This window comes from Streptomyces sp. NPDC034111 (assembly GCF_055575375.1).
On sequence record NZ_JBVIST010000001.1, the window covers coordinates 1117432 to 1139706 of the forward strand.

At 73.0% G+C, this 22275-nt stretch carries 14 protein-coding genes and 1 pseudogene; 10 read left to right on the forward strand and 5 right to left on the reverse strand.

Going from position 1 to position 22275, the window contains the following annotated elements; genetic code table 11:
- Window positions 1-72 precede the first annotated feature (72 nt).
- The 3 genes from ACZ55A_RS04965 to ACZ55A_RS04975 form a co-directional block, all read right to left on the reverse strand.
- Window positions 73-1737, reverse strand: a complete 1665-nt coding sequence (locus tag ACZ55A_RS04965; RefSeq protein WP_468833636.1) for an alpha-L-fucosidase — start codon at window positions 1735-1737, stop codon at window positions 73-75.
- Window positions 1738-1877: 140 nt separating this feature from the next.
- On the reverse strand, window positions 1878-4040 hold the full coding sequence (gene malQ, locus ACZ55A_RS04970; RefSeq protein WP_468833642.1) for a 4-alpha-glucanotransferase: 2163 nt from the start codon (window positions 4038-4040) through the stop codon (window positions 1878-1880).
- Between the two features lie 6 nt (window positions 4041-4046).
- Window positions 4047-4316, reverse strand: coding sequence for a hypothetical protein (locus ACZ55A_RS04975; RefSeq protein WP_468833649.1), 270 nt, complete (start codon window positions 4314-4316; stop codon window positions 4047-4049).
- A 477-nt stretch (window positions 4317-4793) separates the two neighbouring features.
- Between ACZ55A_RS04975 and ACZ55A_RS04980 the strand changes: the two genes are divergently transcribed.
- Window positions 4794-7844 carry a beta-N-acetylglucosaminidase domain-containing protein gene (locus ACZ55A_RS04980; RefSeq protein WP_468833657.1) on the forward strand — a complete coding sequence of 1017 codons (3051 nt, stop codon included), beginning with the start codon at window positions 4794-4796 and terminating at the stop codon, window positions 7842-7844.
- 202 nt (window positions 7845-8046) lie between these two features.
- On the opposite strand, the gene ACZ55A_RS04985 is transcribed toward ACZ55A_RS04980, so the two are convergent.
- A complete protein-coding gene (locus tag ACZ55A_RS04985; RefSeq protein ID WP_018088296.1) occupies window positions 8047-8583 on the reverse strand; it encodes an HNH endonuclease in 537 nt (178 codons plus the stop codon).
- 290 nt (window positions 8584-8873) lie between these two features.
- Between ACZ55A_RS04985 and ACZ55A_RS04990 the strand changes: the two genes are divergently transcribed.
- From ACZ55A_RS04990 to ACZ55A_RS05010, 5 genes and pseudogenes are all read left to right on the forward strand, one after another.
- The gene (locus ACZ55A_RS04990; protein ID WP_468833668.1) at window positions 8874-9965 is read left to right on the forward strand and encodes a mechanosensitive ion channel family protein; all 1092 of its coding nucleotides are present in this window, start codon (window positions 8874-8876) and stop codon (window positions 9963-9965) included.
- A 304-nt stretch (window positions 9966-10269) separates the two neighbouring features.
- The gene (locus ACZ55A_RS04995; RefSeq protein ID WP_468833674.1) at window positions 10270-11409 is read left to right on the forward strand and encodes an ROK family transcriptional regulator; all 1140 of its coding nucleotides are present in this window, start codon (window positions 10270-10272) and stop codon (window positions 11407-11409) included.
- 59 nt (window positions 11410-11468) lie between these two features.
- A complete protein-coding gene (locus tag ACZ55A_RS05000; RefSeq protein ID WP_468833679.1) occupies window positions 11469-11804 on the forward strand; it encodes a hypothetical protein in 336 nt (111 codons plus the stop codon).
- A gap of 6 nt (window positions 11805-11810) precedes the next feature.
- Window positions 11811-13103, forward strand: a complete 1293-nt coding sequence (locus ACZ55A_RS05005; protein WP_468833687.1) for a 6-phospho-beta-glucosidase — start codon at window positions 11811-11813, stop codon at window positions 13101-13103.
- Window positions 13094-14074 (forward strand): annotated as a pseudogene (locus tag ACZ55A_RS05010) (N-acetylglucosamine kinase); the annotation flags it as partial. The gene ACZ55A_RS05005 and the pseudogene ACZ55A_RS05010, both read left to right, overlap by 10 nt.
- 630 nt (window positions 14075-14704) lie before the next feature.
- On the opposite strand, the gene ACZ55A_RS05015 reads toward ACZ55A_RS05010, so the two are convergent.
- Entirely contained in the window at window positions 14705-15364 is a 660-nt protein-coding gene (locus ACZ55A_RS05015) for a FadR/GntR family transcriptional regulator (RefSeq protein ID WP_468833691.1), read from the reverse strand.
- A gap of 398 nt (window positions 15365-15762) precedes the next feature.
- Between ACZ55A_RS05015 and ACZ55A_RS05020 the strand changes: the two genes are divergently transcribed.
- The 4 genes from ACZ55A_RS05020 to ACZ55A_RS05035 all read left to right on the forward strand — a co-directional run bounded on the left by ACZ55A_RS05020 (window position 15763) and on the right by ACZ55A_RS05035 (window position 22274).
- Window positions 15763-17136 carry a hypothetical protein gene (locus tag ACZ55A_RS05020; RefSeq protein ID WP_468833698.1) on the forward strand — a complete coding sequence of 458 codons (1374 nt, stop codon included), beginning with the start codon at window positions 15763-15765 and terminating at the stop codon, window positions 17134-17136.
- 25 nt (window positions 17137-17161) lie between these two features.
- Window positions 17162-18172, forward strand: a complete 1011-nt coding sequence (locus ACZ55A_RS05025; protein ID WP_468834679.1) for a glutamate ABC transporter substrate-binding protein — start codon at window positions 17162-17164, stop codon at window positions 18170-18172.
- A 185-nt stretch (window positions 18173-18357) separates the two neighbouring features.
- Complete coding sequence (locus tag ACZ55A_RS05030; protein WP_468833706.1) at window positions 18358-19683, forward strand: hypothetical protein; 1326 nt, start codon at window positions 18358-18360, stop codon at window positions 19681-19683.
- Window positions 19680-22274 carry a serine/threonine-protein kinase gene (locus tag ACZ55A_RS05035; protein WP_468833713.1) on the forward strand — a complete coding sequence of 865 codons (2595 nt, stop codon included), beginning with the start codon at window positions 19680-19682 and terminating at the stop codon, window positions 22272-22274. Before ACZ55A_RS05030 ends, ACZ55A_RS05035 begins: the two co-directional genes overlap by 4 nt.
- Window position 22275 lies beyond the last annotated feature (1 nt).

The following is a 22275-nucleotide window of genomic DNA, read 5'->3' on the forward strand; positions in this document are numbered from 1 at the left end:
GGCGCCCCGGCCGCGGAGCGCAACGGGCGCCTCAGTCCCCTGGCGCCCCGGCCGCGGAGCGCAACGGGTGCCTCATCCCCCCGTGCCACGGCTGCGGTGCAGTGTGACCGGCGAGAGGTAGGTCCGCCCCCGCGCCTCCTGGACGGTGACGCGCACCGCGTCCGCGGTCACCGGATGCGGCAGCGCGAGGATCCGCCGGTGCCCGATGGTGGTGCCCTGCGCGACCGTCGTCCAGGTCCCGCCGCTGCGCGCCCGTACGGTGAAGCGCTCGACCCGCTGGCCGTGCCGGATGTCCTCACCCAGCCCGATCCGGTCGAAGGTCCACGGCCCCGGCCCGGCCGCCCGTACCTCGCTGCCGTAGGTCTCGCGTACGGCCGTCCCGAAGGCGGTGAGCGCGGCGACGTCCTCGGCGGCGATCCGGCCGTCCTTGGCGGGCGGGACGTTCAGCAGCAGCGAGGCGTTGCGGCCCACGCTCTTCTCGTACACGTCCATGAGCTGTCCCGGCGTCTTGGGCCGCTCGCCGGGGTGGTGGAACCAGCCCGGGCGCAGCGAGACATCGGCCTCGGCCGGGTACCACTGGAGGTACTTGGTGGTGGGCGCGAGGAGTTTGGCGCGGGAGCCGATGTCGGGGTCGGTGGAGTCGTTGGGCAGTCCGCCGGCCATCACGGTCCACGGGTCCTCGGCGGACGGGGTGACGCTCCACTCGGTCTCCCGGGCGATGCCGTTCTCGTTGCCGACCCACCGGGCACCCTGCGGCCCGGCGAAGACCACGGTGTCCGGGGAGAGCCGGTGGATCAGCCGGAACCACTCGCTGACGGCGTACTTCTGGGTGATGCCGGAGTCCGCCCACGGGTTCGCGCCGTCCAGCCACAGCTCGTCGATGGGACCGTACCGGGTGAACAACTCGTAGACCTGGTTGAGGTAGTAGGCGTTGTAGTCGTCGGCGCGGACGCGGAAGACGGGGAGCCGGCCGCTGCGGACGGCGGCGGTGCGGTCGTCGCCGGGGACGAGGGCGGGGACGGTGCGCTCGGTGACCTTGCTGCCGTTGCCGAACCGGCCCAGGCCGCGCGGTGTGTGGCCGGCGTCCTCCAGGGCGACCCGCTCGGGCAGGCTGAGCGGCTTGCCCTCCTGCTGTTTCCTGCGGATCTCCTCGACCCACTGTGCGTGCCAGGCGTGCGGGAGTTCGGCGCCGTCGGACGGTGAGAGGTAGATGCCGACCTTCAGTCCGGCCCGGCGGGCGGCCCGGACGTACGCGCCGACGACATCGGGACGGCCGGGCGCGGCCGCGACCGAGTGCGGGGTGTGGCGGCTCGGGTAGAGGACGAAGCCGTCGTGGTGCTTGGCGGTGAGCATCACCTGCTCGGCGCCGGCCGCCTTGTAGGCGCGCATCCACTGGTCGATGTCCATACGGGACGGCGCGAACAGCTTCTCGTCCTCGGTGCCGGAGCCCCATTCGCGGTTGGTGAAGGTGTTCATACCGAAGTGCGTGAAGGCGGTCACCTCCCGCCGCTGCCAGGCGAGTTGCCCCTTGTTGGGGACGGTGTGGGCGGCCTTCTCGATGACGCGGTCCGGGGTGTCGCAGGGCTCGACCGTCATCTGGGAGGCGGGGCGTACCGGCCGGTCGCAGGGGCCGGCGGCCGACGACGCCCGGGCCGGGGAGCTCTGGACGGGGACGAGCGCGGCGGCCGCGGTGAGCGCGAGCGCGCACAGGGTCCGCCGGGTGCTGCGGGGTGCCATGGTTCCCTCCAACTCGCCGATCCATGGGAGTGCGGGACGGGCAGCTCGAATGGTCGGATGTCTGGATGGTGTCCAGGGCATGGTGCCGGAGGCCACGGCGTACCGGAAGGGTGTCGGCAGCGCCGGATGCGCAGCGCGGCTCAGCGCTTACCGTTCGACAATTCCCGCATCAGCGCGTGTAGTCGGGGCGATGCGGCCAGCTCTTCCAGGGTCTGCGGGCGTCCTTCGTGGTCCGCGATCGGGAGCCGCCAGTTCGGGTATTCATCCCATGTCCCCGGAAGGTTCTGCGGACGGCGGTCCCCCACGGCGTCCGGCAGCCAGACGCCGACCATCCGGGCCGGGGTGCGCAGCAGAAACCGGTGTACGGCCTTGACCGCCGCCTCCTCGTCGCCCGCACCCTCCGGCAGCAGTCCGCGCCGGGTCAACTCCCCCAGCCACTCGGCGAGTTCGTAGCGGGCGCGGGACCGCTCCCGCTCCGGCGGGCCGGCCAGCAGCCCGAGCCGTGCGCGCAGGGCCACGTCCTCGCCGGTCAGCCGGGCGGCGGTGGACGGCAGATCGTGGGTGGTGACGGTGGCCAGACAGGCGCTGCGCCACTCCTCGGGGCCGAGGATGCGGGCCGTCCCGGAGGACGCCCCAGGGCTCTCCGGGACCGCCCCCTCGGCCGACCCGCCGTCCGGGTCCGTCGTGTCCCCCGCCCTCTCCCGGCCGCCGTAGTCCCGCTCGAACCACAGCACCGAGGTCCCCAGCACGCCCCGCTCCGCCAGCGCCTCGCGCACCCCCGGCTCCACGGTGCCCAGGTCCTCGCCGATCACCGCGGAGCCGGCCCGGTGCGCCTCCAGGGCGAGCACCGAGAGCATCGCCTCGCCGTCGTAGCGGACATAGGCGCCCTCGGTCGGCGGCCGGCCCTCCGGGACCCACCACAGCCGGAACAGCCCCATCACATGGTCGATGCGCAGCGCGCCGGCGTGCCGCAGCAGTGCGCGCAGCAGCTCCCGGTACGGGGCGTAGCCGGCGGCGGCCAGGGCGTCCGGGCGCCACGGCGGCAGGCCCCAGTCCTGGCCGCGGGCGTTGAAGGCGTCGGGCGGTGCCCCGATGGACATACCGGCGGCGAAGGCGTCCTGCTGTGCCCAGGTGTCGGCGCCGGAGGGGTGCACGCCGACGGCGAGGTCGTGCACCAGCCCGATGGCCATCCCGGCGTCCCGCGCGGCCCGCTGTGCGGCGGCCAGCTGCTGGTCGGTGAGCCAGGCGAGCCGGCAGTGGAAGTCGATCCGGTCCATCAGCCGGTGCCGCAGCCGGGCGGTCCCCGGGGACCGCGGATCACTCAGCCCGGCGGGCCAGCCGCGCCAGTCGGGACCGTGCTGCTCGGCGATCGCGCACCAGGTGGCGTGGTCCTCCAGCGCCCGGCCCTGCTCGGCGAGGAAGTCGCAGTACGCGGCCCGCCGGCCCGGGGAGAGCGGGACCTGCGACACCAGCTCCAGGGCCTCGCGCTTGAGCGCCCAGACGGCGTCCCGGTCGATCAGCGCACCCTCGTCGAGCACCCCGGCACTCAGCGCACGGGCCCGCGCGGCCAGCTCGTCGGCCCGTAACCGGGCGGCGCCGTAGAGTTGGGCGTACTCCGGGATGTGCTCGATGCGCAGATGGACCGGGTCGGGAAAGCGGCGCGAGGAGGGCCGGTAGGGGGAGGGGTCGGTGGGCGGGCCGGGGACCGCCGCGTGCAGCGGGTTGAGCTGGACGAAACCGGTGCTCAGGGCGCGTCCGGACCAGGCGGCGAGGTCGGCGAGGTCCCCGAGGTCCCCCATACCCCAGGACTGCCGGGACAGCAGGGAGTAGAGCTGCACCAGGAAGCCGTGGCTGCGGCCGGGCGGTGCGGGCACCCGGTCGGGCGCGACGATCAGCGGGGCGCGGGCGCTGCGGCCGTCGGGGGCTCGGGCGTGCAGGGTATGGATGCCCAGTGGCAGCCGGGCGGGTAACCGCCTGTCGGGGCCGCTCCGGTGCGCACGGTCCGTCTCGCCTGCCGTCTGCCCGTCCTCGGTCTCCACCCGCAGGACGGTGCCGTCGGGGAGATCCGCGAGGTCAGGTGGCCGGCCCGGGCGGGCGACCACGGTACGGGGCAGCAGGGCGCGGCCGGGGCCGTCCTCGTACGCGGCCAGGGCGGTGCGTACGGCGTGCGGGGTCGAGGCATCGACGCCCAGCGCGGCGAGCACGGCGACAACGGTGTCATCGGCGATCTGGACGCTTCTGCCCGGTGAGGGTTCGTACGACGTGGCGATGCCGTGCAACCGGGCGAGCCGCGCGCGGCCCATGGGTCCTCAGACCTCCATGGACTCCGTACCGTGGCCGGCGGCCGTCGGCTCGCTGGTCAGCGGCAGCTCGGCGGCGATCGGGACCTCGCTGGTCAGTGGCGCGGCGTCGGCGAGCGGGGGCTCGCTGGTCAGGGGCGGCTCGGCGAAACTGAAGGATCCGGAGCCGTCCAGGCCGGAATCGGGGTCGGACACGCCGTCGTAGAGATCGGACTCCACCGTCGCACCTCCCGGTTTGGAAGACAGGGCGTCGAGGAGCAGTTGAGCGGATGCGGCCACGAAGGCCTCCCGTTCATCGGTAATGGGACACGTGGGCCCTACCCACTGGACACGTTCGCAGACGCATCTGCTCACGAAACGTGACCCACGTCACATTATGCCGTACGCAGGCGATTTCCCGGTACCGGACACCACTGGGCGCACAGAACACGGCCGGGACGGACCTCACAGCGGAATTTCTGCGGACCCGAGACGCCTTCCGACCCCGCCCCGGCAACGGCCGGATCCCTCTCGTACCCGTCCGTCCGGGACCCCCGGTATCGCCCGGTTGACACCCCCACCGCCACAATGGTGGGCTCACGGCGAAGGTCTGCCCGAACAGGCATCGGCGGGAGTACCGGGGAAAAACGGGGTGCCGGCGCAAGCCGGTGAGCAGCGGGACGGGGACGAGGAGCAGCCGTGCGAGGCCGGGGCGTGTGGGGCGTCGGAAGAATCGGTAGGAGCGGCCGGGGAAGCGGTGCGGGCACCCGTGCGCGGGTGGCGGGTACCACCGCGCTGGCCGCCGCGGTCATCTCGGGACTGCTGGGCGGTGTGCCCAGCGCCCAGGCGGCGCCCGCGGACCCGGGCCTCGGCAGCCCCGACCAGCCGGACCGGCCCGACCGGCCGGCCGATGCGGGCCAGGTGCCCGCCGTCTGGCCGCGCCCCCAGACGCTCCAGCAGCTCGGCAGCGCCGTACCGCTGGGCGAGGAAGCGGCCCTGGTGGCCGCGCCCGGCACCGATCCCTACGCCCTGGATGTGCTGCGCGGGCTGCTGCGCGACGCCGGGGTGCGCACGGTCCGTGAGCCGGCCCCGGGCGACCGGCTGCCCGCCTCCGGGCCGGTGATCCTGGTCGGCGGCGAGCAGGCCGAGGACGCCCTGCGGGCGCTGCGGGCACCGGCTCGCGATGATCTGCCCGCCGGCGGCTACCGGCTGGCCGTGGGCCAGGTCGACGGCCGCGACACCGTCGCCCTGGCCGGAGTCGGCCCGGACGGCCTCTTCCACGCAGCCCAGACACTGCGACAGCTGGTCACCGACGGCGCGGACCACGAGGGCGGCGGACGGCAGCTGGCGTCGGTGGTCGTACGGGACTGGCCCGGCACCGCGGTGCGCGGCACCACCGAGGGCTTCTTCGGGCAGCCGTGGAGCCGGGCCCAGCGGCTGGCCCAGCTGGACTTCATGGGCCGCACCAAGCAGAACCGCTATCTGTACGCGCCCGGCGACGACCCGTACCGCCAGGCCCGGTGGCGCGACCCGTATCCGGCGGAGCAGCGTGCCGACTTCCGGGCGCTGGCCGAGCGGGCCCGCGCCAACCACGTCACCCTCGGCTGGGCGCTGTCCCCGGGACAGGCGATGTGCTTCTCCTCCGAGGAGGACCTGCGGGCGCTGCGGCGCAAGGTGGACGCGATGTGGGCGCTGGGCGTGCGCTCCTTCCAGCTCCAGTTCCAGGACGTCAGCTACGACGAATGGCACTGCGGCGAGGACGAGGACGCGTTCGGTACCGGCCCCCGGGCCGCCGCCAAGGCGCAGGCCCGGGTCGCCAATGCGCTCGCCGAGCACCTGCGGGAGCGGTACCCGGACGCCGCGCCTCTGTCGCTGATGCCCACCGAGTACTACCAGGAGGGCTCGACGGCATACCGCGGCGCCCTCTCCGAGGCGCTCGGTGACCGGGTCGAGGTGGCCTGGACCGGGGTCGGCGTGGTGCCGCGGACCATCACCGGCACGGAACTGTCCACCGCCCGCCAGGTGTTCGGCCACCCGCTGGTCACCATGGACAACTACCCGGTCAACGACTACGCCCAGGACCGGATCTTCCTCGGCCCCTACCGCGGCCGGGAGCCGGCCGTCGCCACCGGTTCGGCGGCGCTGCTCGCCAACGCCATGGAGCAGCCGCTGGCGTCCCGTATCCCGCTGTTCACCGCCGCCGACTACGCGTGGAATCCGCGCGACTACCGGCCGGCGGAGTCCTGGGCGGCGGCCGTCGACGATCTGGCGGGCGGCGACGCCCGGGCCCGCGCCGCGCTCCGCGCGCTGGCCGGCAACGCCTCCTCCTCGCTGCTCAGCCGCAGGGAGTCCGGCTATCTCCAGCCGCTCATCGAGCGGTTCTGGCAGACCCGCGAGGCGGCGGTCAACAGCGGTCACCCGGGCAAGGACGAGGACTTCGCCGAGGCCGCCCGGGCGCTGCGCGCCGCCTTCCGCACCATGAGCGCCGCCCCGAAGGACCTCAACTCCGATCTGGCCGCCGAAATACGGCCCTGGGCCGAGCAGTTGGCCCGCTACGGCAGCGCCGGCATGCAGGCCGTCGACACGCTCACGGCACAGGCCCAGGACGACGGGGACGGTGCCTGGTCGGCCCAGCGTGCGGTGCAGCGGCTGCGCAAGGAGATCGGGCGGAGCCCGGCGACGGTCGGCAAGGGGGTCCTGGCGCCGTTCCTGGAGCGGGCGATGACCGAGGCCGATGCCTGGACGGGCGCCCGCGGCACCGCGCCGCGCCCCACCGAGAGCGCCGCCCCGACGTCCCTCACGGTGCCCTTCGAGCGCACCCGCCCGCTGGCCGCGGTCACCGCGCTGACCGACCCGGGCCCGTCCGCGGGTGCGGTCTCGCTGGAGGTGCATGTCCCCGGCGAAGGCTGGCGCCGTCTCGACCGGCTCTCCCCGACCGGCTGGACGGAGGCCACAACGCCCCGGCTGCGTGCCGACGCGGCCCGTCTGACCTGGGCTCATGGCGTGGACGCCCCGTCCGTGCACGCCCTGACGCCGTGGTTCGCCGACACCCCGCCGGCCGGTCTCGAACTCTCCCGCTCGGAGGCGTACGCCCAGACCGGCGGCAGTGCGACGGTCGACGCCCGGATCTTCTCCCGCCGCCCCGGCGACGTCCGCGAGAAGCTGACGGTCAAGGCACCCAAGGGCTTCACCGTGCACGCGCCCAAGGAGGTCACCGCCCCGCGTGGCGGCACCGCCACGGTCCGTATCACGGTCGATGTGCCCGAGGGCACCCCCTCCGGCACCTACGAGATCCCGGTGTCCTTCGGCGGCGAGGTGCGCACGCTGACCGTACGCGCCTATCCCCGCGCCGGCGGCAAAGATCTGGCGCGCGGCACCGTCGCCACCTCCTCCGGGGACGAGACCCCCGACTTCCCGGCCTCCGCGGCCACCGACGGCAACCCGAAGACCCGCTGGTCCTCCCCCGCCGAGGACGGCGCCTGGCTCCAGTTCGCCCTGGCCCATCCGACCCGCCTCGGCCGGCTCGTACTGACCTGGCAGGACGCCTACGCCGCCCGCTACCGCATCCAGGTCTCCCCGGACGGCCGCAGCTGGCGCACGGCCGCCACCGTGCAGGACGGCAAGGGCGGCCGGGAATCGGTCAGGATGGACGCAAAGGATGCCCGGTTCGTCCGCATTCAGGGCGACAAGCGGGCGACCAGGTTCGGTTATTCACTGTGGTCGGTCGAGGCGTACGCGGTCGAGGACCACGAAGCTCCCGGAGACCGCGGAGCCCCCGGAGAAAAGAGAGCCCCCGGAGACCACGGCGCCCCCGGAGACCGCGGATGAGCAGCCCGGCAGGCTGAGCGCCGCCGGCCGTCATCCCGCCGGACCCTCGCCCTCGTGACGGAGCGCCCTGGGGGCGCGGCACCACGACAGTGAGGGCCCGGCGGCATGGCCCGCGATCCCGGGCGCACCGCACACCAGCCCTGCCGTGCGGCAGGACCCGGCGGTGCGTCGGAGCCCCGGCGCACCGAAAAGCCCGGACCGTCTACGCCGATACGGCATCGATCCGGGCCAAGGCGTCATCCGCGCCGTACGGCTGCAAGTACGGCAGCCAGCGCGGATCGCGATGGCCCGTACCGATGATCCGCCACGCCAGTCCGGACGGCGGGGCGGGCTGATGACGCAGCCGCCAGCCGATCTCGGCGACATGGCGGTCTGCCTTGACGTGGTTGCAGCGCCGACAGGCGGCGACGACGTTCTCCCAGGTGTGCTGCCCTCCACGGCTGCGCGGGATGACGTGGTCGACGCTGGTTGCGACGCCACCGCAGTACATACAGCGCCCGCCGTCACGGGCGAACAGCGCCCGGCGGGTCAGGGGCACGGGGCCACGAAAGGGCACCCGCACAAACCGCTTCAAGCGGACCACACTCGGAGCGGGGATCACACGGGTCGCGCTGTGCATCAGGGCGCCGGACTCCTCAAGGCTGACAGCCTTCTCATTGAGTACGAGGATGAGCGCGCGGCGGAGCGGTACGACGCCGAGCGGCTCGTACGACGCGTTGAGGACCAGGACATGCGGCACGGGTGCCTCCTTGTACGCCGGCGGCGCGTGGCTCGCGCCGGGACGATCTCCCCACAGTGTCCCCCGGTGCCTGGTCGGAGCGCCACCATGACCGAGTAACGGGCCGGAGGTGTTTTCCACCACACCCCCGCACCTCCCTCCAGATACGGCTCATTCCGGCCGTCCCGGGAACTCTCGGTTCGAACATGGGCGCGGACCGCCCTCGTTGCCCCGTTAGTGTGGATGGTCAGCCCGGTCCCCAGGGGTCCCACTCCGCTCCGGGCCTGGTGTCCCACACGGAAGGTTCGACTGTGTTCTGGTCCTCTTCGCCGGTCGCTGCCGCGCCCCTGAGCGCCGCCACACCCGGCTCCACCGGCCCGACCTCGCTCGACGAGGCCACGGAGAAGGCCACCAACGCCGCCGGCTGGGTGCAGGAGAACTGGGGGACGTGGCTCACGTCCGGCCTGCAAATCCTGCTGATCATCGTGATCGCGGTGGTACTGCGGCATGTGATTCGCCGCACGATCACCAAGTTCATCGAGCGGATGAACCGCACCGCGGCCGCCGCCCAGGGCACCGCGCTGGGCGGTCTGCTGGTCAACGCCGAGCGCCGCCGCCAGCGCTCCGAGGCCATCGGCTCGGTGCTGCGCAGCGTCGCCTCGTTCGTGATCATGGGCACGGCCGCGCTGACGGTGCTCTCCGTCCTCCAGATAAACCTGGCACCGCTGCTGGCGAGCGCCGGTGTGGCCGGTGTCGCGATCGGCTTCGGCGCCCGCAACCTCGTCACGGACTTCCTCTCCGGCGTCTTCATGATTCTTGAGGACCAGTACGGCGTCGGCGACGAGATCGACGCGGGTGTGGCCTCCGGTACGGTCATCGAGGTCGGCCTGCGGGTCACCAAGCTCCGCGGCCCCAACGGCGCGATCTGGTACATACGCAACGGCGAGGTCAAGCGGATCGGCAACCTCAGCCAGGGCTGGTCCACGGCCTCCGTCGACGTCATGATCGCCGCCGACCAGGACCTGGTGCGGGCCCGCGACCTCATCACCGGCGCCGGCGAGGAGATGTCCAAGGCCGAGCCCTGGAACGAGCAGCTGTGGGAGCCGGTGGAGGTCCTCGGCCTGAGCGAGGTGCACCTCGACACGGTCACCATCAGCGTCTCGGCCAAGACCATGCCCGGCAAGGCACCCGGCGTGGAACGCGAACTGCGCTGGCGCATCAAGCGCGCGCTGGACGCCGCCGGTGTCCACCTCGCCCCGCGCCCCGTCCCCGAGGAAGAGGAAGACTCGCCCGCCGCCGACCCCACCGCCGCGGTCGCCGCCCCCTCGGCGCTCAGCAACCCGACCTCCCCCCAGTCCCAGGCGACCGATCCGCTGGCGGCACCGCCAAAGATGGGGAAGTAGCGGCGGACCAAAGGCCGTTGGCCCACGGGGCACATCGGCTCACGGGCACAGCGGGTACCCCTTCAAGCACACCACGGGCGGATGCGACACACGTCGCATCCGCCCTGTCGTTCCCCCACAACTCACCCCACCCCACCCATTGACGTCGCGCTGACCCGCCGCCTACCTTCCTTTTCATCGATTGGAAAGTTTCTTAACAGATGCTGGTGGTCGATGCGGCTGCCGGTGTGTGGACGGGGTGACAGGCATGGCCGGTGGACGGGGCGCACAGGGCACACCTGGGACGCCACGGGTGTTGCGGGCCATGAATGACCGGGCCGCGCTCGATCTGCTCGTATCGCAGGGGCCGTTGACCCGTACCCAGATCGGGGAGCTGACCGGGCTGTCGAAGCCGACCGCCTCGCAGCTGCTGGCCCGGCTGGAGGCCGCCGGGCTGGTGCGGACCACCGGGAACGTGACCGGGCGGCCCGGGCCCAATGCGCAGCTGTACGAGATCAACCCGAGGGCGGCGCGTGTCGCGGCGCTGGCGGTCGATCAGCTGGGCATCACCGCCGCGGTCGCCGACATCACCGGGCAGGTACTCGGCGAGGAGCGGGTCGGCACCGACGCCGTGGACGAGGACGTGCCCCACCGGACGGCGCGGCTGGTCGCCACGGCCGTCGACGGGGCCCTGGCCAAGGCCGGGCTGAAGCGGACGCAGCTGCACGGCACGGTGATCGGCACGCCCGGCGCGCTGGACCCGCAGACCGGCCGGCTGCGCTATGCGCCGCATCTGCCGGGCTGGCACTCGCGGGCGCTGAAGGAGGAGCTGGCCGAGGTGCTGGGCACCCCGATCACCATCGAGAACGATGTGAATCTGGCGGCGGTCGCCGAACAGCACGACGGTGCCGCCCAGGACTTCGACGACTTCGTGCTGGTGTGGGCCGACGAGGGGGTCGGGGCGGCGATCGTCCTCGGCGGGCAGCTGCTGCGCGGGGCCACCGGCGGTGCGGGCGAGATCGGCTATATGCCGCTGCCCGGCGCTCCCCTCGCACGGGGCGGTGAGCGCAGCGCCGCACAGCCGGACGCCGGCGGTGGCTTCCAGCGGCTGGTCGGCTCGCCGAGCGTGATCGGACTGGCCCGGGAGTACGGGGCCACGGACGTCCGTACGGTCGGAGAGGCGCTGGCCCGGGCGGGGGTACGGGAGGAGGTCGCCCGGCGACTGGCGACCGGGCTGGCAGCCGTGGTCGCGGTCGTCGACCCGCGGCTGGTGGTGCTCTCCGGCGAGGTCCCGCAGGCCGGCGGGGAGGCGCTACGTGCCCTGGTCGAGGCGGAATTCACCGGGCTCGCACTGCCCCGGCCCGTCTTGCGGCTCAGCGATATCGACGGCAATCCGATCCTTATCGGCGCACTGCGCACGGCGCTCACGGAGGCGCGCACCGCGGTGTTCGACACGACGGGCTGAAGCACCGGGGCGCCGCCCCACGCGTTCGCTTCCCCACCCCCCGGCCGTAAGGAACCGCCATGCCGATGTCGCAAAGGTTCCTCCGGATGTGCGTGGCAACGGCTGGTACCGGGCTGCTCGCTTCGGGGTGCGTCAATCCGGGCGTCGGCAGCGACCGCGACGACCCGACCCAACCGGTCACGCTCACCTTCTGGCACGGCTGGTCGACCCCGGGGGAAACGAAGGCCCTCAACGAGGGCATCGCCCGCTTCGAGAAGAAGCACCGCAACATCACGGTGAAAGTGGTCCCCCATGTCACGGCGACGCTGCTGGTCATGACACGGGTCATCATCGTTTTCTGCTTCGCACAGAAGGCCTTCGTCGAAGGCGTCACCCTCACCGGAGTAAAGGGCTGATCGACCATGCTGCCGTCTTCCGAAGGACACTCCCCGCACCCCCGCACCAAACTCGCCGTGGTCGGCGGCGGCTCGACCTACACCCCCGAACTGATCGACGGTTTCGCCCGGCTGCGTGACGTCCTGCCGCTGGAGGAACTGGTCCTGATCGACCCGGCCATGGACCGGCTGGAGAGGGTGGGCGGCCTGGCCCGGCGGATCTTCGCCAAGCAGGGTCACCCGGGCCGGATCTCCTGGACCGACGACCTCGATACCGGGATCGACGGCGCCGACGCCGTACTGCTCCAGCTGCGCATCGGCGGCCAGAGCGCCCGCAACCAGGACGAGACCTGGCCGCTGGAGTGCGGCTGCGTCGGCCAGGAGACCACCGGCGCCGGCGGGCTGGCCAAGGCGCTGCGCACCGTCCCCGTCGTGCTGGACATCGCCGAGCGGGTGCGCCGCCGCAACCCCGGCGCCTGGATCGTCGACTTCACCAACCCCGTCGGCATCGTCACCCGTGCGCTGCTCACCCATGGCCACAAGGCCGTCGGTCTGTGCAACGTCGCGATCGGCTTCCAGCGGAAGTTCGCCAAGCTGCTGGGCGTCCCCCCGGAGCGGATCGAGCTGGAGCACGTAGGCCTCAACCACCTCACCTGGGAGCGGTCCGTACGCATCGCCGGCGAGGACGTCCTCCCCTGGCTCCTCGCCGAACACGGCGAGGCCATCGCCGCCGATCTGCATCTGCCCCGCCCCCTCCTCGACCATCTCGGAACCGTCCCCTCCTACTACCTGCGCTACTACTACCAACACGACGCCGTCGTACGGGAGTTGCGCAGCAAGCCCTCCCGTGCGGCCGAGGTCGCCGCCATTGAGCAGCAGCTCCTCACCCTGTACGCCGACCCCGCCCTCGACGAGAAGCCGGAGCTCCTCTCCCGGCGCGGCGGCGCCTTCTACTCCGAGGCGGCCGTGGCCCTCACCTCCTCCCTGCTGGGCGACACCGGCGACACCCAGATCGTCGACACCCGCAACAACGGCACCCTCCCCTTCCTCCCCGACGACGCGGTGATCGAGGTCCCCGCCACCGTGGGCGCCTCCGGCCCAACTCCCCTGCCCGTACGCCCTCTCGAACCCCTCTACGCCGGGCTGATCGCCAACGTCACCGCCTATGAACACCTGGCCCTGGAGGCGGCGCTGAAAGGCGGGCGGGACCGGGTCTTCTCCGCGCTGCTCTCCCACCCCCTCATCGGACAGATCGACTACGCGGACCGGCTCGCCGACGAGCTGATCGCGCACAACCGGGAGCACCTCACGTGGGCCTGACCGGCACGGCGCTCGCCATCGACGCGGGCAACAGCAAGACCGATGTGGCGCTGGTGACCACGGACGGCCGGCTGCTCGGGACGGCACGCGGCGGGGGCTTCCGGCCCCCGGTCGTCGGCGCCGCCCGCGCCGTCGACGTCCTGGCACCCTTGGTGGAATCCGCCCTTGCCCAGGCCGGGCCGGCCGGCGGCGGCCCCGTCGGCCATCTCTCCGCCTACCTCGCCAACGCAGACCTCCCCGTCGAGGAGACCGTCCTCACCACCGAGATCGCCGCCCGCGGCTGGGCGCACACGGTCTCCGTCCGCAACGACACCTTCGCCCTGCTGCGGGCCGGGCTACCGGACGACGGGGAACCGGTAGGCGTCGCCGTGGTGTGCGGGGCCGGCATCAACTGCGCCGGCCTGGGGCACGACGGCGCCCTCGCCCGCTTCCCCTCCCTCGGCCGGGTCTCCGGCGACTGGGGCGGCGGTTTCTTCCTCGCCGAAGAGGCACTGTGGTCCGCGGCCCGCGCCGAGGACGGCCGCGGCGACCCGACGGAGCTGGCCCGCGCGCTCCCCGCCCACTTCGGCCTGACCACCATGCAGCAACTGATCGAGGCGCTCCATCTGAAGCGCATCCCCGGCCACCGCCGCCACGAACTCACCCCCCTTCTCTTCGCCGTCGCGGCGTCCGGCGATCCGGTCGCCCGCGCCATCGTCGCCCGCCAGGCCGAGGAGGTCGCCCGGATGGCCACCGTCGCCCTGGAACGCCTCGGTCTCCTCACCGAACCCACCCCCGTGGTACTCGGCGGCAGCGTGCTGGCCGCCCGCCACCCCCTTCTCCACGACCACGTCCTCCGTCTCCTCGCCGAAACCGCCCCCAAGGCCGTCCCCCACGTGGTGACCGCCCCACCGGTACTGGGCGCGGCCCTGGACGCCCTGGACCGCGCGGGCGCACAGCCGGAGGCCTATGCACAGCTCAGAGGGGCCTGGGATGACCGACCCGGACGCAGTTTCCGGTCAGGGTCTCGGTGCGTTCTCCGGGGGCGAGAACGAGGGGCAGCGGAAGGGCCTGGGGCGGTGGAGGGGCCTGGGCCGACGGAGGGGCATGGGTCGGAGGCGCAGCCGGGGGATGGTCGTGGTCGCGTTCTGTGACGATGGTGAGGGGCTGGTCGGTGTCGTTGATGATGAGGGTGGCGGAGCCGTCGATGCGGTGGTCGATGGGGTAGCTGCCGACGGGGTTGACGTACGTGGTGCCTCCGATCGTCAGAAATCCGCTGGCCGGAGGCGTGTGGGAGGGGGCGGGATCCGCTTCGTGGATGAGGGGGACGGGCGGGGCGAGGGATGTGTGGTGGGGCTGCATGGCGGTGTCTCCTTTCTTCGGGCGCAGACGGAACCGCGCCGATCGCTGTGTCGAGTTCAACCTTCGTCACTCAGCGTAGCCAGAAAGGGTGAGGTCGGCAGCGGCGCGCGGAGGCGAACCAGGGGGCGTGCAGGGCGCGGAATGCGCTGTGGGGCGGTGGAAGGGGGAAAACCCGCGACGGCGAGGGGGTCAGGCGATGACGGACGGAGTGCGCGGTGCCGCAGGCGTCGGAGGTGCCGGAGGCGTCGGCGATGACGCGGTCAGTCGTCGAGGGGCAGGGCGAGATCGCGCACGTGACCGGCGAGGAGGAGCACCGCGGCGTCCACGGCGGCCTGCGGGTCCTGGTCGCGGATGGCGTCGGTGAGGCGGGCATGCGGATCGGTCGCGGCCGCGGTGGCGGTGTCCAGGCAGGCGGCGCGGCGGAGTTCGGCGCGCAGGGCGGAGCTGAGGGAACGGTAGATATCGGCGAGGACGGGGTTGTCGCCGGCCTCGGCGACCAGCACGTGGAACTCGGCGTCGGCGGCGGTGAAGGCATCGGCGTCATGAGCGGCGAGGGCGGCCTTGCGGCGGGCCAGCGAGGCCTCGATCCCGGCGAGCTGGGCGTCCGTGCGGTGCTTGGCGGCCTGCCGGGCGGCGACCACGTCGAGGCCCTGGCGGACCTGGGTGACATGGCTGAGTTCGGCGCGTTCGAGGCGGCGGCGGAGGGCGGCCGCACTGTCGTCGTCGGAGATCACAAAGGTGCCGTCGCCCTGCCGCGGTTCGAGGAGTCCGGAGTGGACGAGGGAGCGGACGGCCTCGCGTACCGAGGCGCGGCTGACGCCGAGGCTTTCGGAGAGCGCGTTCTCCGGCGGGATACGGCTGCCCACCGGCCAGGTGCCGTTGACGATCTGGGCGCGGATCTCGTCGGTCGCGGTCTCCACGAGCGACACCCTGCCCTTGCGGACCGATTGCACGAGATCACGCTCCCTTCGACGGCCCCGTCACCAGATGTCTGATGACTCTGCCGTCACTGTAATGCCCGGCCGGGGCGACGCGGCGGGCTCCCCGCCAGGATCGCGCCACGGACACACGCCAAGGACACAGACCACAGGCCGCGCCACAGACCGCGCCACGGCCTGGCCCGGGCCGGCCCCCGCCCCTGCCACCACCACCCCGTCGCGGATCGCGATCCGAACAAGATCGGGGGAATAGCGGTGTGCTTGTCAGTGGCGGCGGACATACTGCTGGCCATGCACCGGTCCTTGTCGTGAGCGCTCCCGGGCGCCGGACGTGGGGTCGGACCCGCAGTCAGCGACCAGGGGGAGGTTCTGTGTCGGCCGTGTCGACCAGCAGCGTGGCGCCGTCCGCCTCGGGGCGCCGGCCCGCCTGGGCCGAGGGGCTGGACGAGCTGCGTGCCGCGGCGACGACCGAGCCGGGCCGGCTGCGGGTGATCGGCGCCGTGCTCGCGCTGCTGGTAGTGGTGTTCGGCGCGGTCTCGGCCTGGCAGATCGAGGACCGGGCGGCGGCCGCGGACGACGTGGTGGAGCGCAGTCAGCCCGCGACGGCGGACGCGGCGAGCATCTACCGTTCGCTGGCGGATGCCGACACCACGGCTGCCGGAGGGTTCCTGACGGGCGTCGAGGGCAGCAAGGCGACCCGCGACCGCTATGACCGCGATATCGCCACGGCGGCGGAGCTACTGACCAAGGCGTCGCAGAGCAGCCGGGGCTCGGACGGCACGGGTGCGCAGATCGCCCGGCTCAACCGTCAGCTGCCGCGCTATACCGGCCTGGTGGAGACCGCGCGCGCGAACAACCGGCAGGGGCTGCCGCTGGGCGGGGCGTACCTGCGGTATGCGAACGACCAGATGCGCCGGGAACTCCTCCCGGCCGCCCGGGCGTTGTACGACGCGGAGACGGCCCGTCTGACGGCGGACTACGAGGAAGCCAAGGCATGGCCGTGGTTCGCGATGGCGGCCGGGCTGGTGGCGCTCGGTGCGCTGGGCTGGGCGCAGCGCCGCCACTACCGGCGGACGAACCGGGTGTTCAACAGGGGGCTGCTGGCCGCGACGGCCGCCTCCGTGGCGGTGTTGCTGTGGCTGGTGGCGGGGCATGCGGTGGCGCGCGCGGGACTGACCGCTTCGTATGAGCACGGTGTCCGCTCGTTGCGGGTGCTCAATGAGGCGCGGATCGATGCGCTACAGGCACGCGGGGACGAGAATCTGACGCTGGTGGCGCGCGGTGCGGTGCTCACGGAGAATCAGCAGGATTTCTACGAGGCCGGATTCCGTACCGGGATGACGGATCTGGCGGGACCGGGCGATCATGGTCCGGCGGCGGCGCGGAGCAGGCTGGGCGCGGCGCTGGCGCTGGCGGACGACGAGGCGGGGCGCGGCCCGGTGCGCGATGCGCTGGCGCACGTACGGCAGTGGCAGGCGCGACACGCCCAGGCGCGGGCCGCGGACGAAAAGGGCGACTATGACCGGGCGTTGGCGAAGGTGATCGGTGCGGACGGTTCCACCGGCGCATCCTTCGATCAGGTGGCGGCGGGGCTCCAGAAGGCGCTGGTGCATGAGCAGGAGGAGTTCCGGTCGGCGGCGGACGGCGGGCGCGGAGCGCTGGACGGGCTGCCGGTCGGTGCCGGGGTGCTGGCGGCGCTGGGGGCGGTGGGCGCGGTCCTGGGGATCGGCCGCAGGCTGGCGGAGTACCGGTGAGGGGCCGGGTGAAGGGGAGATGAAGATGCGGGCGCGAGGGCTGCGGGATCTGCGTGCCGTCCTGGCTCCGCTCGCCGCCGGGATGGGGGTGATGGCGGCGGCCGCGGCAATACTGGTGCCGGCACTGGGCAGCGCGCACGGACACGCGGGGCCGTCCCGTGGTGGTGCCTCGTCGCCGGCGGCGACGCACCGGGCGTACGGGCCCGAAGCGGCGCCGGCCGAGGCGGAGTGCACGGCGCAGAACGCCGCGGAGAGCCTGCGTCCGTCGTCCGCCGACGGCCCGGCGGTGGCGCGTATCAAGGAGAAGGGCCAACTGGTCGTCGGCGTCGACCAGAACACCTACCGGTGGGGGTACCGCGATCCGGCCACCGGCAAGCTGGAGGGCTTCGACATCGATCTGGCACGGGCGATCGCCGATGACATCCTGGGGCCGGACGCCAAGGTCGTCTTCAAGGCGGTGCCCACCAACCAGCGGATACCGGCGCTCCAGAAGCGCAGGGTCGACATGGTGGTGCGCACGATGACGATCAACTGCGCGCGCAAACAGCAGGTGGCGTTCTCGACCTCGTACTTCCAGGCGGGGCAGCAGGTCCTGGCCCCGAAGACATCCTCGGTCAAGGCGTTCGACGGTTCGCTGCGCGGCAAACGGGTGTGCACGGCAGCGGGTTCGACGGGTGAGTCGGAGCTGGCGGCGCAGCCGCACGGTGCGAAGGTGCTGACGGTCCCCAGCCAACTCGACTGTCTGGTACGGCTCCAGCTGGGCCAGGCGGATGCGGTGGTCACCGACAATGCGCTGGCCGCGGCGCAGGCGGCGCAGGATCCGACGGTGGAGCTGAAGGGCAAGCCGTTCACCGACGAGTCGTACGGCGTGGCGATGAACAGGAACGACACGGATCTGGTGCGGCGGGTCAACAAGGTCCTGGACGACTACCGGGGCGGTGGCGCCGACAGCCCCTGGATGCGGGCGTACCGCGGCTGGCTGAAGGCGGACATGCCGGGGATATCGGGGCCGCCGTCGCCGGAGTACAGCGACTGACCGTCCCAGGAGGGCCGTACCGGGGACAAACCGCCCCAAGGAGCGGTGTAGGTGACTGATCGCCGCATGGAGCGGCCCGATGCCGTTCACTATGGAGGAGAAAGGAAACGGAAGGAGCCGGAACCACAGCAGCCACCCGGTCACAGCAATCGCCGTGCACCGTACGCGTATTGGAGAGGTGATCGATGGGGGTCCCTGGACCCTTCCCCGATTCTCCGGGGAGGCCCGATGCCCCGGTACTGGGCCGGGAGGAGGTCGACCGCGCCCTGGCGCGGCTCGGCGCCGAGTACGAGGCGATCGAGACCTCACTGCTCGCGCTTCAGGACCACGCGGGGCGCCGGCTGCTGGAGGGCGCCGCCCTGACGGGCACCACCAAGGAGCGCTGGGCCGCCACGGAACGGTCCATCACGGTCCTGTGGTCGCTGTTCGACACCTATACGGCGACGCTGGAGGCGGCGCGCGAGGTACGGGCCCGGCGGCGCTGGCCGTCGCCGGAGGATCTGGCGGAGCTGACGGAGCTGCTGCACGGCGACGGGGTGGCGGTCCCCGGTGCGGCCGCGGTGGCCGGCGGCCCGGAGAGTGGTCCGGCCGGGCCGGGTGAGCGGTACAGCCTGGAGGACCTCGTCGAGCGGATCAACGGGCTGTACGCGCGGTCGCTGGATGTGATCGTCGCCGCCGATGCGGTCTGGTCGGCGCTGCCCGCCCGTATAGACCTGCTCTCCGCGGAGTTGCAGCGCACGCGTTCGCTGGCGCATTCGGTGGGGGTGCGCCCCGGCGAACATCCTGCGGGCGACGACCTGGAGCGGATCACGGAGGAGCTGTTGCGGCTGCGCGCCCAGGTGATCTCCGATCCGCTCGCGTTCTGGGTGTCGTCGTCGACGGGGAGTTCGGCGCCGGGCGGCGGCCGTCCGGACACCGCGCGCTACGACCGTGCGGCGCGGGCGCTGGAGGACATCCGGCGGGAGGTGGCTGCGGTGCTGGACGTCCGGCAGGACGCGGAGCGGCGGCTGATGGCGCTGCGCGATGTGCTCTCGCGGGCCGACCGGACGCTGGCCGAGGCGCGGCAGGCGCGCGGCGAGGTCCTGGCGAAGATCGCCGCGTCCGAGGTGCCGGCCGTGAGCGGCCCGTCGGCGGCGCTGCACGAGCAGCTGGCGGCGGCCGCGGAGTACCGCAGAAGGGCGCAGTGGCACCGGCTCTCGCCGCTGCTGGACAGCCTGGAGGAGCGGGCCGAGGACGAACTCCACCGCGCCCGCGAGTCGTTGACGGCGGTCACCGCGCCGCTCGCGGTGCGCGCCGAGCTGCGCGGCCGGCTGGACGCCTACCGGGCGAAGGTGGCGCGGCACGGTCTGGCGGAGGATCCGCTGCTGACGGAGCGGTACGACGTGGCCCGCCGGATGCTGTGGAGCGCGCCGTGCGATCTCCGGGCGGCCGAGCACGCGGTGTGGCGCTACCAGCAGACCGCAGCGGAGTCATTGGTTCCGCAACAGCTGGAGGGAAGGGGGGAGTCATGACGGAGCAGGCCGGCGAGCGGGCCGACGAGCGCTGCCAGCGGCGGGACTGCGCGGGCAGTTACGAGGATGCCGGCGGCGGCGAACTGTACTGCGATCTGTGCGGTCTGGCGCCGGTGGTCTCACCGGACGGCCTGCTGTCCTCACCGCCCACGGGCCTGACGGGCCGGGCCCTCACGGGCCCGGTATCGGGCCGTGAGGCGGCCGGAGCGCTGCTGACGGTGCCCTCCCCCGGCCCCGGTTCCGGCTCCACGGCCACCTCCCCGCGCTCCGCGTCGTCCCGGCGCTCGGTGTCCGGGCGGCTGTCGCGCTCCCTCTCGGACAGCGGGTCGACGCGCGGCATGGCGGCGGTGTCGGTGCGCAGCAGCGCGGGCAACGGCCCGCCCTCCGGATCGTCGCGCGGCCGGCTGGGCGCGGGCCTGGTGACGGTGCCCCAGGTACCGCGGCCCGATCCGCGTACGGCGGTGCTGGAACATCCGGAGGTGCCCGAGCGCAAGCGGTTCTGTAGCCGGGCGGACTGCGGCGCGCCGGTGGGCCGCTCCCGCGGTGACCGGGTGGGCCGCACGGAGGGCTTCTGCACCAAGTGCGGCCATCCGTACAGCTTCGTACCCAAGTTGCGGCCCGGTGAGATGGTGCACGGCCAGTACGAGGTCGTGGGCTGTCTGGCGCACGGCGGGCTCGGCTGGATCTATCTGGCGATCGACCGTGCGGTCTCCGACCGGTGGGTGGTCCTCAAGGGGCTGCTGGACACCGGTGACGAGGAGGCGCTGGCGGTGGCGATGTCCGAGCGGCGCTTCCTCGCCGAGATCGAGCACGCCAACATCGTGCGGATCTACAACTTCGTGCAGCACCTCGACCGCGGAACGGGCAGCCTCGACGGCTACATCGTCATGGAGTACGTCGGCGGCAAGTCCCTCAAGGACCTCGCCAACGACCGGCGTACACCCCAGGGACGGCGCGATCCGCTGCCGGTCGAGCAGGCCTGTGCGTACGGCATCGAGGCGCTGGAGGCGCTCGGCCATCTGCACAGCCGAGGCTTCCTGTACTGCGACTTCAAGGTCGACAACGCCATCCAGCAGCACGACCAGCTCAAGCTGATCGACATGGGCGCGGTGCGCAGGATGGACGACCACGACAGCCCGATCTACGGCACGATCGGCTATCAGGCGCCCGAGATCGCCGGGCTGGGCCCCTCGGTCGCCTCGGACCTGTACACCGTCGCGCGCACGCTCGCCGTGCTCACCTTCGACTTCCAGGGCTATACGAACGTCTTCGCCGACTCGCTGCCCGATCCGGACAACATCGAGGTGTTCCGCCGCTACGAGTCCTTCTACCGGCTGCTGGTGCGCGCCACGGACCCCGACCGGGCGCGCCGGTTCGGCTCAGCGGAGGAGATGGCCGATCAGCTGACGGGTGTGCTGCGGGAGGTGGTGGCGCTCCAGTCGGGCGAGCCGCGGCCGGCGCTGTCCACCCTGTTCGGGCCCGAACTGCGCGCGGTGGACACCGAGGTGTTCGCCCCGCAGGAGGGCGACAGTTCGCTGCTGGGCGCGCGGGGAGCGGCGCCGGCCCTGCCTGCCGGTGCGGAGCCCGGCGGTCCGGTGCTCCGCCCCCTGGACGTCGCCGGGGCCGCCCTCGCGCTCCCGGTGCCGCGGACCGACCCGGCCGATCCCAACGCCGGGCTGCTCGCCGGGCTGCTGACCGCCGCCCCGGCCGAACTGCTGGGCGCCCTGCGCTCGGCGCCCGTCGACTCCCTGGAGGTCCGGCTGCGGGAGCTGCGCTCCCATCTGGAGGCGGGCGACGGTACGGCGGCGCAGGCGGTGCTGGAGGCGATCGCGGCGGAGTCCGGCGGGCCGTGGGCCACCGCGGTGGCGAGCGGGGATTCCGGCGGGTGGAACGCCGACTGGCGGGTGGTGTGGCACCGCGGTCTGGTGGCGCTGGCCACCGGGGACCACGAGGGCGCCGCACTGGCCTTCGACGCGGTCTACGACGCGTTCCCCGGCGAGCCGGCGCCGAAGCTGGCGCTGGGCCTTGCCGCGGAGCTGCTGGGGCAGTTGGACTGCGCCGTGGAGTACTACCGCCTGGTGTGGGCGACCGACCGGGGCTATGTCAGCGCCGCGTTCGGGCTGGCCCGGGTGCGGCTGGCGGCGGGCGACCGCGGAGGCGCGGTCGAGGCGCTGGAGTCGGTACCGGAGGCGTCCATCCACTACACCGCGGCGCGGATCGCGGCGGTCCGCGCCCGGCTGCGGCAGCGCCCTCCGGGCGATCCGCTGCTGGCGGATCTGCGGGCGGCCGCCGAACAGGTCGAGGGTCTGGCGGCCTTCGGTCTGGACGCCGAGCGGCGGGAACAGCTCACCACCGAAGTACTGGGCAGCGCCCTGGACTGGGTACTCTCCGGTAGCCACGGTGCCGGGGAGGACGGCGAACGGGCCGCGAACGGGCGGCCGGTGCTGCTCGGTGCCCCGCTGGACGAGCGCGGCCTGCGGTTCGGCCTGGAGAGGTCGTACCGCCTGCTGGCGCGGCTGGCACAGCGTGGCGAGAAAAGGATCGAACTGGTGGAACGGGCCAACCGCTTCCGCCCCAGGACGTGGGTGTGAC